The organism is Spirochaetota bacterium (genome assembly GCA_038043445.1).
Lineage (GTDB): Bacteria > Spirochaetota > Brachyspiria > Brachyspirales > JACRPF01 > JBBTBY01.
In genome coordinates this window covers 1-12675 of record JBBTBY010000070.1, presented here as the reverse complement: position 1 = coordinate 12675, position 12675 = coordinate 1, and the positions used below count along the sequence as shown (strand labels likewise).

At 55.6% G+C, this 12675-nt stretch carries 14 protein-coding genes; 8 read left to right on the top strand and 6 right to left on the bottom strand.

Annotated elements, in window-relative coordinates:
- Positions 1 to 23: 23 nt before the first annotated feature.
- The 5 genes from AABZ39_11020 to AABZ39_11000 form a co-directional block, all read right to left on the bottom strand.
- On the bottom strand, positions 24 to 575 hold the full coding sequence (locus AABZ39_11020) for a phage integrase N-terminal SAM-like domain-containing protein (protein ID MEK6795302.1): 552 nt from the start codon (positions 573 to 575) through the stop codon (positions 24 to 26).
- 242 nt (positions 576 to 817) lie between these two features.
- Complete coding sequence (gene ispG / locus AABZ39_11015) at positions 818 to 1849, bottom strand: flavodoxin-dependent (E)-4-hydroxy-3-methylbut-2-enyl-diphosphate synthase (GenBank protein MEK6795301.1); 1032 nt, start codon at positions 1847 to 1849, stop codon at positions 818 to 820.
- 14 nt (positions 1850 to 1863) lie between these two features.
- Positions 1864 to 3189: a hypothetical protein gene (locus AABZ39_11010; GenBank protein ID MEK6795300.1), complete on the bottom strand. Its 1326-nt coding sequence runs from the start codon at positions 3187 to 3189 to the stop codon at positions 1864 to 1866.
- Entirely contained in the window at positions 3186 to 3743 is a 558-nt protein-coding gene (locus AABZ39_11005; GenBank protein MEK6795299.1) for a sigma-70 family RNA polymerase sigma factor, read from the bottom strand. The genes AABZ39_11010 and AABZ39_11005 overlap by 4 nt, the downstream gene beginning before the upstream one ends.
- A gap of 75 nt (positions 3744 to 3818) precedes the next feature.
- Positions 3819 to 4205, bottom strand: a complete 387-nt coding sequence (locus tag AABZ39_11000) for a desulfoferrodoxin (GenBank protein MEK6795298.1) — start codon at positions 4203 to 4205, stop codon at positions 3819 to 3821.
- A gap of 345 nt (positions 4206 to 4550) precedes the next feature.
- On the opposite strand from AABZ39_11000, the gene dinB reads away from it, so the two are divergent.
- The 8 genes from dinB to AABZ39_10960 all read left to right on the top strand — a co-directional run bounded on the left by dinB (position 4551) and on the right by AABZ39_10960 (position 12434).
- Positions 4551 to 5627: a DNA polymerase IV gene (dinB, locus tag AABZ39_10995; GenBank protein MEK6795297.1), complete on the top strand. Its 1077-nt coding sequence runs from the start codon at positions 4551 to 4553 to the stop codon at positions 5625 to 5627.
- A 152-nt stretch (positions 5628 to 5779) separates the two neighbouring features.
- Positions 5780 to 7786, top strand: a complete 2007-nt coding sequence (locus AABZ39_10990; GenBank protein ID MEK6795296.1) for a transporter substrate-binding domain-containing protein — start codon at positions 5780 to 5782, stop codon at positions 7784 to 7786.
- A 38-nt stretch (positions 7787 to 7824) separates the two neighbouring features.
- Positions 7825 to 8691, top strand: coding sequence for a dTDP-4-dehydrorhamnose reductase (rfbD, locus tag AABZ39_10985; GenBank protein MEK6795295.1), 867 nt, complete (start codon positions 7825 to 7827; stop codon positions 8689 to 8691).
- Positions 8684 to 9625, top strand: coding sequence for a tetratricopeptide repeat protein (locus AABZ39_10980; GenBank protein ID MEK6795294.1), 942 nt, complete (start codon positions 8684 to 8686; stop codon positions 9623 to 9625). Before rfbD ends, AABZ39_10980 begins: the two co-directional genes overlap by 8 nt.
- 18 nt (positions 9626 to 9643) lie before the next feature.
- A complete protein-coding gene (locus AABZ39_10975; protein ID MEK6795293.1) occupies positions 9644 to 10669 on the top strand; it encodes a rod shape-determining protein in 1026 nt (341 codons plus the stop codon).
- Positions 10670 to 10675: 6 nt separating this feature from the next.
- Positions 10676 to 11536: a rod shape-determining protein MreC gene (mreC, locus tag AABZ39_10970; protein MEK6795292.1), complete on the top strand. Its 861-nt coding sequence runs from the start codon at positions 10676 to 10678 to the stop codon at positions 11534 to 11536.
- Positions 11537 to 11539: 3 nt separating this feature from the next.
- The gene (gene mreD, locus AABZ39_10965) at positions 11540 to 12055 is read left to right on the top strand and encodes a rod shape-determining protein MreD (GenBank protein MEK6795291.1); all 516 of its coding nucleotides are present in this window, start codon (positions 11540 to 11542) and stop codon (positions 12053 to 12055) included.
- A 4-nt stretch (positions 12056 to 12059) separates the two neighbouring features.
- Entirely contained in the window at positions 12060 to 12434 is a 375-nt protein-coding gene (locus AABZ39_10960; GenBank protein ID MEK6795290.1) for a diacylglycerol kinase family protein, read from the top strand.
- Between the two features lie 10 nt (positions 12435 to 12444).
- Here AABZ39_10960 and AABZ39_10955 read toward each other — a convergent pair.
- The coding region (locus AABZ39_10955; protein ID MEK6795289.1) for an aldo/keto reductase at positions 12445 to 12675 on the bottom strand (231 nt) is incomplete at its 5' end.

Sequence of the window (12675 nt, the reverse complement as noted above, 5' to 3'; positions counted from 1 at the left end):
AGCACGTTCTTGAACAGGATCAGCTATGCATTGAAGGCGTGATTGTGCGTCGATGCGCTCACCCGCCCGCCCTGTCCCATTCGCGATAGATACGCCTTCACATCCGTAACGTCCACCTCGTCAGGCCGTTTCCCCGTTGCCGCAGCAAATCTCTGAACATGGTCCAGGTACGTCTTCTCCGTCCTCGGCGAGTAATGGCGCATCTGTATCGCCACCTTGATCTTCTCGTTCACCGCCGTCCAATCAATGAATTCCGGCTTTTTTGTCGATACCCCCGTCGTCGGCAGGAATACATTCCAGTAAATGTTCAGCGAATCGAGCGCCTGCCGCACCTGCCATGTCTCCAGTTTCGCCCTCGCGGTCAGTTTTCTCTCGAATTCTGCCGCCATCGTATCATATCCGCGGTCCTCATCAATGTTGACTATCTGATGGAATGTGCGTACCCACCCGGCATAATATTTACAATGCCACGGCAGCGCCAGCTTTTTCTCATACAAAAATGTGATATATGCATCAAGGATCCCGTCGTGTACTGATCGAACTGACTTTTTCCCATTGATTTCCCGTGCGATCATAGCTGCTGCTGCCCCTTTTACTCTTCCCGTCAGCCGGTATTATCATATTAAACACATTTTTTATCAATTTTCCGCCTCGCCCGTATACGTGATATCGTGAATAATGTGATCGTCTATGCGCAAAGTTATAAGCTCAAAAATCTGCATATCAGCAGCTTTGTCAATGATATGCAGGTCCGCTCCGCCTGGAAAAATTGGTATACTTTGTGATCCCGGGGGCGGAGATGATGGCTGCGTTCTATCTATGCGTTTTCTATTTTCCGCATAAGGTGCTCGACCGCATCCTCTTTTCGGATACGTATCGGCGCATTCTCTTTCTCGAAGTAAAGGAATCCGCCGTTGTCCGCAGCGGCGATGCCGAAATCCGCGTGACGCGCTTCACCCGGTCCGTTGACGACGCAGCCCATGACCGCTACCGTGAGCTTTTTTCGTATCGCGGCGCTCCGGCGTTCCACCTCGAGCGCTATCGCTTCTATCTCCGCCGTCGTTCTTCCGCAGGTGGGGCAGGATATCACCTCGACCATCGGCTCTGTATCGAGTCCTGCGAAACGGAGTATCATTCTCGCCGCGATGACCTCTTCGACGGGGTCGCCGGTTATCGACACGCGTATCGTATCGCCGATGCCCTCGAGGAGGAGCGTGCCGATGCCGAGTGTGCTCTTCACGAGCGATGAGCGGAGCGTGCCTGCTTCGGTGACACCGAGATGGAGCGGGTGATCGAAATATGCACGGAAGAGGCGGTTGTCCGCTATCGTATCGCGCACGGACGATGACTTGAGCGATACCTTGATGTTCGTGAATCCGAGGTCTTCCATGATGACGATATGCTCGCGCGCGGAGGCCACCATGTTCTCCGGCGAGGGCTCGCGGTACTTCGCGCGGTCAAGCGATCCCGCGTTCACGCCGACACGGATGACGATGTTTCGCGCTTTCGCCTCGCGTATCACCGTTTTTACATTGTCATGGTTCCTGATATTGCCTGGGTTGAGCCTTAATGCATCGATGCCCGCTTCCATGGCAATGAGCGCGAGGGTGTGATCGAAGTGTATGTCCGCGATGAGCGGAACGCGTGCACGGCGCTTTATCTCGGCAAGTGCGCGTGCCGCTGCCTCGTCGGGGACGGCAAGGCGGACAATGGCGCATCCCGCTTCCGCAAGGGCTTCTATCTGCGCGCTCGATGCATCGACATTGCGCGTGTCCGTGTTCGTCATGGATTGAATGCATATCGGCGCCCCGCCGCCTATTGGTATCCCGCCGATGATGACTCTCTTCATGATATGCCTTTGTACTACCGTTTTTCCGCTGCCGCTTTCATCTCACGCATCATCGATACGATGCTGTCGGTGATGCGTGTTTCTTCAGCAAGCGCTATCGCGTGCGCATGATCCGCTGTGCCTTTATACGCTGAGCCGGACACGAGAAGCCCGAATTCTGCGAGGGCTGCCGCATAGCGCACATGCATCGGTGCCGACGAGAGCTCGGTTATCGCCGGTGCTGCGAGCGCTGAGCGTGTCGGGGCGCCCCTTGTGGCGCGTGCAAGGATCGGAGTATCGACGGTGCCCGCCGGTACTATCTCGTAGACAGCAATGCATGCATTTGGTCCGGAGGGGATGATGCTCCCGTTCGCGATGAGCCGGTATTCGCGCACCGCTTCGGAAAAAGCAACGGTGATGACCTCGCCCTGCGACGGGCGGCCGATGGCAACGACAAGCAGGGTATGCGCAGTGTTCCACTGACATGCGGTATGCGTCACTGCTATCGGCGGTATATCGTCGGAATATCCGGCGGTGTTGATGAGGCCTTCCGGCGTGACGGCCTGCGCGGGCGGCATGCGCTTTGCCCGGAGGTACTGCGATAATGTGTTCATCGCGGCGGAGCGTGGCCCGCAGGTGAATGTCGATCCCGAATACTGTTCTCTGGCGAGGAACGGGTTTTCTCCCGCTCGTGCGATCGACGCGCCCATTGCTGCCGATTTGCCCGGTGCTGCCGCTTTTGGCGATGCGAGACCTTCATCTGCATTTTCCGCGAACGCCTCGCGCCGCATATCTGCCTTTTTTGTCTGTGCCAGTGCTGTGTCCGCGGCTTTGTCCTTATCGTGCTCCGTTTCGGCATCATCCGCAGGAACGGGGGATGCGCCCTTGGCCGCGCGTGTACGTGCTTTCTCTTCCTTAACAATTGAACCGATAGGCGATACTTCCGACTGAGTTGATGATGAAAGTCTTTCGTTCGCACCTCGCTTGGCTTTTTCATACGCTTCGGGGCGTGCGGGCGGTGCGATGCGGTCATCGGTGCTCTGTCGTTCGTCCCTGGAAAATGCATTTCGATCGCGCATGAGCACGGTGATCACCGGCGCACTGACGATGGCCGCGATGAGTATCGCAGCGATGGAAACGATGCGGCGATGCTCCATCATGAGATCGATCATCGTTGTCCGCTTCCGGGATGCTCGAGCGAGTATATCCTTCCTGAGTTGCGCACGGAAAGCCGCGTCTATCTTCGCTTTCGGTTTGGCGCTGAGCAGTGTCTCTATGAGCTCGCGGCTTTTTCCATCCGGCTTGAACGACGGATCGATCTCTCTGAGCTCGGCAAGTATCGCTTCCACTTCTTTTTTCATAGTGCACGCCCCAGGCTGAGCAGCAGGAACACCGTAAGCGGCATCGCTTTTTTGAGCGCGGATACCGCGCGGTAGAACGTCATCTTTACCTGCGGCTCGTTCTCTCCGAACACGTCGGCGATCTCTTTGAACGACATTTCCTGCCATACGCGCATGACGATGATGTCTCGTTTCTTCGGGTCTATGCCGGCAAGGAGCTTCATCGCTTTCGCGTGCGCCTCGCGCTCCGATATATCGTGTGCATAATCATGTTCTTCGGCGATCTCGATGGTGTCGCTCGCTGTCGTGCGCTTCGCCCTGCGGTAATGATCGATGACGGCATTGGATGCTATCCGATAGAGCCATGCCTGCACGGTACCCTTCGTCGTATCGAAGGAGGCGATCTTGTTCAGCGCTTTCATGAACGTTTCGCTCACGATGTCCTCCGCCGTTTCGCGATGGAAAGTCTTCGCGTACACAAACGCGTAGATGCGCTCGACATAGCGTTCATAGATAGCACGGAATGCGGTGCGTTCGCCCGACCTGCAGGCGGCAACGGCGCTCATGTCGTCCATCGTCCGTTCTCCAACGGTGAGATGGCGACCAGTATAACGCAGAATGGGAAAAAAAGTAACGGTTCTCTGTGTATCTTACGCGGTGGCCCAGAGCCCGTGTTTGTTGCAGAATTCACGTGCTTGCAGCGGCGTGCCGTCATCGGGTATCGTGAACATCGCTTCCGCGACCGTATCGCCTTCGACGAAGTCGTGGCGGTATACGTCATTGCCTTTGAGTACTTCGACGAAGAGGATGTAATGGTCCTTTTCCATCGGATGCGGGGCGCTGCCGACCTTTACTTTCACCTGCGTGCCCGTGCGTTCTATCACCGGGACATGTTTCTCTTTCGATGCATCGACGGTGTTCGCTTTCAGTTCCGTCATCGGCTCTCCGCAGCAGATGATGGAGGGTTTCCCGTTCCACAGCGACTCGATAATGTTGCCGCACTTTTCGCAGCGGTAGATTTTTTCCTTTTCGATCATCTTTTCATCCTTTAATGTGTTTTAGTCTACAGTCTACACGAGAAAGATTATAACAAAAATATCGAGGAAATCAAATGCAGAACAACTTCCACATCTTCAAATAAATGTAAAGGGAAACCACGGAGATCACGGAGAAAATGCTAAGAGAATACAGAAGAAGAGCCGAATATGTCAACCGATAAGTGAAGTCTGCTTTACATTATCTCCATATCCTTTCATTGTATTCTCTACTTCCAAAGACTTCTTCTTCTTCTTCTTCTTCTCTGTGCCCCTCAGTGCGCTCGGTGGTGAAGTATTTTTTTTCTCCGATTGATATTGCTTGCGCCTTTGTGGTATACTATATGCATGCCTTCCCGCAAGATAATCCACATCGACATGGACGCCTTCTACGCCGCCATAGAACAGCGCGATGACCCCTCGCTCCGGGGCAAACCCGTCATCGTCGGCGGCAGTCCCGAACGGCGCGGCGTCGTCTGTACCGCATCCTATGAAGCGAGGAAATTCGGCGTGCACAGCGCCATGGCAGTGCGTACCGCGCTCAAGCTCTGCCCGAAAGCGATGCTCCGGCATCCCGATTTCACCCGCTATACGGCGGTGTCCCGTGCATTGTACGATATCTATCGTGAATACACCGACCTTGTCGAACCGTTATCGCTCGACGAGTGCTATCTCGATGTCACTGAGAACAAGAAAGGTATCGGCACGGCTACCGAGATAGCCCGCGAGATACGGAGGCGCATCCGCGATGAGCTTCATCTCACGGCGTCGGCCGGCGTTGCGCCGAATAAATTCCTCGCAAAAGTGGCGAGCGATATGCGCAAGCCCGACGGTCTCTATGTGATAAAGCCGCATCAGGTGGAAGCTTTCGTGCGGACGCTCGATGTGCAGCATATATGGGGTGTGGGGCGCGTAACGCGCGAAAAGCTCTATGCGATGGGCATACACACATGCACCGATCTAGAGGCTGTCCCCGTCACGACGCTTCGCAGGCGCTTTGGGAAATTCGGCAATGAGCTCTATGAATTCGCCCGCGGTATCGATGAGCGCCCCGTGGTGGCGCATCATGAATCAAAATCGGTCGGCAGTGAAACGACGTTCGCGGTGGATTCTATCGATACGGAATTCATCCGTGACGCGCTTCGAGCCGAAATAGCGCATATCGCCGAGCGTCTCTCGCGTAAAAAACTAGCCGGGCGCACGGTGACGCTCAAGGTGAAATACGGCGATTTTACCGTGATAACGCGGCGCGCTACAAAAAGTGAGCGGCTGAGCTCGGCGGACGATATCCTTTCCGCCTGTGTATCGCTTTTTCCGGCGACCGAGATCGGCTCGCGGCCGGTACGCCTCATCGGGGCGTCGGTAAGCGGGTTCGATGAGAAAACAGCGAAGGCGAGCGCGCAGGGTGAGTTGCCTATGGATTAACGTCCATGGAATACATTTCAATACGTTTCAAGCTTGACGGCGCGCGACACGGGAATATACTGTATGGTATGACAGAGGCGGAAGGTAATACTACATCGACACGGCGTCGATCTCCGATGACAATGTATCGTTACCGGTTGAGGATCGTCTCATTGGCATGTGCTGTTGCGATGATGCTTTGTGCCCCGCTGAGCGCGGGAACGAGAACGGTCAGGATCGGCGTATTTCCTGCGGCCCCCCTTGTTTCGAACAAGGAAAAGAAGCCTGAGGGTTTGTTCATCGACCTTGTCGAATACTATGCCCATGAGCGGGGCTGGCGTATCGAATATGTCGACAGGCCATGGAGCGAATTGCTTGTCTGTCTGGAAAATGGTGAGATCGATCTTCTTCCTGCGGTAGGCAATATCAGCGAGCGGGACGCCATATTCGATTTCAGCAGGCATCCGGTATTCATTGACAGCGGTGTATTGTTCACCAGCGCGAGATTCCCGATACGTACGGTATTCGATCTTAAGGGGAAGCGTATAGCCGGGGTGAAGGGGAGTACGTTCACGGCCGCATTGAGCAATTATCTCGCCTCCTTCGGCGTATACTGTGAACTGGTCCTTGAAAAGGATAATCCCGCGGTCATGGAAGCGATAGTTGACAATACTGCCGATGCCGGCGTCTGCATCTATTCGCTCGGGAGCGGGCTTGCGAAGAAATATCCGGTGGTCATTACGGCCATCAATTTTTCACCGGTAGCGCTTTCATTCGCTGTGCCCAAGAGAAGAAATGCGGACCTGCTCGCGGATATCAACGGCCTCATGGAATCCATGATCAATGATCCGAACTCTCTTTACAGCAGATCGTTCCAGAAATGGATACTGCCCGGGGTGAAGAACAGAATTCCCACCTGGGTATGGTGGGGACTCGGGGGGCTTCTTTGTCTCGGTTTCTTTTTCGGTTCATGGAGCATTGTGTTGAGAAGGCAGGTGCTGCTGAAAACGAAGGTGCTGGAGGACGAGATCGCAGAGCATAAGCGTACCGCGAAAGAGCTTGATCGAAGCGAGAAGAAATATCGCTCCCTGTTCTCGAATATCAGCGATGCGGTATTTATCCATGAAGTGCAGCCGGACGGAACGCACGGATGCTTTATCGAGGTGAATGAGGTCGCTGCCACCTATCTGGGGTACAGCAGGGAAGAGCTTCTGCATATGACGCCGCTTGACCTCGATGTGCCGCTCATGCAGTCCCGCCGCGAACACGCGGTGCGTGAGACGCTGGCATCCGGCCGGAATGTTTTTGAAATGGTGCATGTCGCCAAAGGCGGACGTATGATACCCGTTGAAATAAGCAGCCGTGTCATCGACTATCTGGACAGGAAGGTGGTGCTGTCGGTCGTTCGTGATATCACCGAGCGAAAGCGCTCCGAGGCGGCGCTTGTTCAGACCGATAAGATGCACTCCCTCGGCATGCTCGCATCGGGGATGGCGCATGAGATCAATCAGCCGCTCATGGCGCTGACGATCGCGATCGACAATCTTTCGCTCATGATCGAACGGGCCGGGCCGCCGGAAGGCGCGCTTCAGAAGATCGGGAACATGAGGGGATACATCGACAGGGTAAAGCATATTATAGCGCAGGTGCGGCTTTTCTCCCGGGAACAGGCCGATGACGAGATCGGTGATTTCACTATCAATGATGCCGTAAGGAATGTATTTTCGCTTATTACCTCGCAATACAGTAATCGTACGATAGTGATGAGCAGGAGTCTGAGCGACGATATACCGCTCGTTCGCGGGAATATTTTCAAGTTCGAACAGGTCGTCATCAATCTTCTTTCCAATGCGGCATATGCGGTTGAACTGAAAGCGAAGAGCAGCCCCCCGTCCTATGAAAAGGAGATCATGGTGCGCTCGTTTCAGGAAGACACGCATGCCGTTCTCGAGATCATCGACAACGGGACCGGCATCTCAGAGGAGGAGCAAAAGTTGTTATTCACCCCGTTCTTTACAACAAAACCGGTAGGTGTGGGAACCGGCCTTGGTCTATCGATATGCTATGGCATTATCAAAGCGATGAACGGTGAGATCACCGTGTCAAGTTCTGTCGGCCGGGAGACAAGAATACGTATCGTACTGCCCGGACATTCATACACAAGTGCCAAGTTAACGTAACCTCTTGCATTTTCCCGTCGATTATATACCATGCCGCCATGGCGAAAAAACGCGTGCTTATCACCGGCGCAAAGGGTATGCTCGGTTCAAAATTATGTTCCGTGTTGTCTGGCACCTGTGATTGCATCGGCGTCGACATCGATGATTTCGATATCACCGATGAGCAGAGTGTCGTCCGCGGCGTGACGGCGGCGCGCCCCGACATTGTGCTGCACTGCGCGGCGTATACCGCTGTCGACAAGGCCGAGGATGATGCTGAGCGCTGCAGCTTGATCAATGAGAAAGGCACGACGCACATCGCGCAAGCCGCGCGCGAAGCCGGCGCTGTCATGCTCTACTACTCCACCGATTATGTGTTCGACGGGAAAAAGGATTCCCCTTACGTTGAGGCCGATACTCCCAACCCGGTCAGCGTCTACGGGCGGTCGAAACATGCCGGTGAAGAAGCGGTGAAACGTATCTGCGAGCGATATTTCATCGTTCGCATCGCCTGGCTCTTCGGCGAGAACGGGAAGAACATCATTCAGACGATACTGCGCCTCGGGAAAGAGAAGCCGTCGATATCGTTCGTGAACGATCAATTCGGCAGCCCCACGTACACGGCCGATGTCGCCCTACAGACGATGCAGCTCCTCGAACGCACGGAATGGGGCGTCTATCACTGCACTGCGGAAGGGATATGTACCTGGTATGATGTCGCCGGCCGCACGCTTGCCGCTGCCGGGATACAAACGCCGGTATCGCCGATAGCGACATCCGCATATCCGACAAGGGCGCTTCGCCCCGCGTATTCGTATCTTGAGAACGCGAATCTCAAACGCCTCGGCATCAATGTCATGCCTGCGTGGGAAAGCGGCATCGATCGATACGTGCACGGGCTTTCCAATGGCATGGGCAATGGCTGAAGAACGATATATCGTCGAAAAGACCATCGACAGGCGGCTTGTCTATATCATCATCGGTGCGAGCATAGTCCTTGCCCTCGGCGTGTCCACGTTCTTCCTTCTCAATGTCCGCAGTCACAAGCTTACGCTCCTCGATCGCGCGGTGTCCGTGAACGATTTCGATAATGCCATCTACCTCTTCAATGAGCTCTATCGGACCAATCCGCTCGATAAGAACATCATCAAGAGCGGCATTGCGCTCCACTACGCCCGCATGCGGTATGCGACCAATGAGGATGCCCGGTATACCTCGGCGGAAAAGGCGGTGAGCTTTGTCCGGCAGATGATGCTCATCGACTGGCGGCTTACCCGTGACCCGAAGGCGTATGCCATACTCGGCCGCGCCTATGAATTCCGGGGGCAGACGTTCTTCGATGACGCCATCGAGTGCTATGAGCGTGCGGTCGCGCTCGGTGACACGAGCGTCGATACGCGCGTGCGAACCGGCGTGCTCTGTTACACGCAGGGGCGTTTCGGCAATGCGGTCACGCACTGGGAATACGCGTTCGACCGTGTGCGTGAGGGGAAAAGCGAGATACGCATCACGGATGATGTGCGCTATCTCCTCGGCCATGCCTATGCCGGGGCATCGAACTACGGGAAGGCCATCGATTATTTCACCGGTCTTGCGCAGTCAACGATCGATGCTTCCTATACCTCGTACATTCATGCCGACCTCGGCCTCTGGTGCTTCCGGCAGGGGCTCTACCCGGAGAGCGAGTATCACTTCAAAACAGCGCTTTCCCTAGATGACAAAAATCCAAGAACATACTATAATATGGCCTTCTTGTACAAGAAGATGAACCGTATCGGCGACGCCCGTCGGGCGCTGGAACGATCGCTCTGGATTGACAAGAAATTCCTCGAGGCGGAGATCGCCTTGAAGCGTTTATAGCATAGGAGAATAACGGCGATGATGAACTGGATGTACGGACTTTTTTCCAACGATATGGGTATAGACCTCGGTACTGCGAACACGCTCGTGTACGTGCGCGGCGAGGGCATTGTCCTCACCGAGCCGTCCGTGGTCGCGGTGGAAAGCTCCACCGGGCGCGTCATCGCCGTGGGCAATCAGGCGAAGGATATGCTCGGGCGTACCCCGGGCGATATCGTCGCCATTCGTCCCATGCGCGACGGCGTCATCGCCGATTTCGAGACCGTGGAAAAGATGATACGCTATTTCATCGCGAAGGTGCACAATCGCCGTGCGCTCGTCAAGCCCCGCATCGCCATCGGCGTGCCCTCGGGCATCACCGAAGTGGAAAAGCGCGCTGTCCGCGAGAGCTGCGAACAGGCGGGCGCTCGGGAGATCGTGCTCATCGAACAGGCGAAGGCTGCCGCCATCGGCACCGATATGCCCATCGAGGAGCCGCGCGGGAACATGATCGTCGACATCGGCGGCGGCACCACGGAAGTGGCCGTCATGTCCCTCGGCGGCATGGTGAAAAGCGCATCGATACGCGTGGGCGGCGACGAGCTTGATGAATCGATAATGCGTTATATGCAGCGTACGCACAGTTTGTATATCGGCGAGCAGACGGCCGAGGAAGTGAAGATAAAGGTAGGCAATGCGTTCAAGGGTTCGGTCACCGAGACCATCGATGTCCGCGGGCGCGATTCCATCACCGGTCTTCCGAAAACGCTCACGACGAACTCGGCGGAAATTCGCGAGGCTATGCAGGAGCCGTTGTCGCAGATACTCGAAGCGATAAAGAGCGTTCTCGATGAGACACCGCCGGAACTCGCATCCGATATCGTCGAGCGCGGTATTGTCATGGCCGGAGGTACGGCCCTCCTCAAGGGACTCACGGATTATGTCAGCGCCGAAACGGGCGTGCCGGTGATACTCGCCGAGAACTCGCTCACCTGCGTTGCCGTCGGTTGCGGTAAATTCCTCGAGATAAACCGCTCGATGAAGCCGTATCGAAAGTATCTCTAACGCGGCATGACCGACCTCGGGAAAAACCGCACCATAATCGCATACGCCGCAGCGACGGCTGTCTGTCTCATCTTCATTATTTTTTCGAAGGCGGAATTTTCCCTCGATGTGAAAAAGCTCTATTCGGTGACCGTGTATCCGTTCCAGTACGGCACGCAGAAAGTGTTCCGTACCATCGCGGACTGGTATGCAAGCATATCCGAACTCACGCGGCTTCGCGAGGAGCTCAGGCAGACGCGCGAAAAGCTCGCCGTCTACGAGAACGCCGCGGTGGAATTCGAGGAGATAAAGAACGAGAACAAGCGGCTCTCCGAGCTCCTGCAGATGCAGAAGCAGATCGAGTACCGCACGGTCGCGGCGACCATCGTATCGAAGGACCCGCAGAATTTCTACAGCACCATCATCGTCAACCGCGGGTATCAGGACGGCGTTGAGATCGGCATGCCGGTGATAGCCTATCGCGATGCGGCGAAGGGCGTGGTCGGCAAGGTGATAGAAGTGAGCCGCCGCTATGCACGGATACTCCCCATCACCGATCAGAACTGCAAGATAGGCGCCATGCTCGAAACGACGCGCGCTACCGGCATATTGGCAGGAGAGCAGCCGCGATCGCTTCTGTGCAATCTCGCCTTCGTCGACCGCGTTGTTCCGGTGGCGACCAATGAATCGGTGGTAACGAGCGGCATGGGCGGCATTTTCCCCAAGGGGCTCGTCATCGGCACGGTGAGCGCGGTTGACCGCAAGCTCTACGGGCTTTTCCAGTCGATCACGGTGCGCCCGCTCCTGGATTTCGCGACGCTCGAGGATATCTACATCATCCTCAAGAAAGCGGACACGGACATCAGTTCCATACTGGATGAGGAGTAGGGGATGCGGCGTATCATTGTCATGGGCGGAATACTCCTCGTGCTTACGGTCATTCAGGCGTCGCCGGTATATGACAGCATCCGAAACGCCATTGCCATAAAGCCCGATATCGTTCTCATCGTCATCGTGTTTCTCGGTTTCACGTTCGGTTCGTTCGAGGGGATAATCTATGGTTTTATCGCCGGGTTCACGCAGGATATCATCTCAAGCGGCGTGCTCGGGCTCAATGCGCTTGTGTACCTGAACATCGGATTTCTCGCCGGCCTCTTTTACCGGAAGATAGACAAGAGCGTGCTTTCCACCGTCCTTTTCGTGTTCACCGCAACCGCGGCAAAGAGCATACTCTATTTCATCGTGAACAGCTTCACCTACGACCCGGCGATAACCCTTGCCTTTGCAAAAAAGCAGATACTCTTTGAGATCCCGTTCAACACGGTGCTTTCGCCGGTAGTGTTCCTTATCCTCGACAGACTTTCCGGGCTTCTCGAGCTCATACGCGGCGGACCGCGGCAGGTATGATACGATGAAACGCTTCGCGAAAAGCGCGACTCATGCATTGCGCGGCATTCTGACGGCCGTCGTCAATGAGAGGAACGTCCGCATTCATTGCGGCATCGCGGTGCTTGCGGTGATCCTGGGGTTCGTTCTCGGTATATCGCTCATCGAATGGGCGCTCATCATTTTTGCTATCGGGCTCGTGCTGTCAGCCGAGCTCATCAATACCGCCGTGGAGCATCTTGCCGACCGCGTGTCGCGGAAGCATGACCTCATGATCGCGAAAGCGAAGGATACCGCGGCAGGCGGCGTGCTCATCGCGGCACTAGCTGCTGCTGCTGTCGGCGTGCTTGTGCTTGCTGTCCCCGCGGTAAAGAAGGCGATCGAACTCGTTCATCGCTGAACGATCCCTGTCATCCCCGCAGTATCGATTCGATGCGCGACTTCTCATCCTCGGTGAGCAGAAGCTTCTGTATCGTTTTCACGTTCTCATCGAGCTGCTTCACCGAACTCGCTCCGATAAGCGCCGAGGTGACGCGCTCATCGCGGAGCACCCAGGCCAACGCAAGCTCGGCCATGGCCTGTCCACGATCATCGGCGATCTTTTTGAGAACAACTTCGGTTATGGTCATGCAGCACATCCA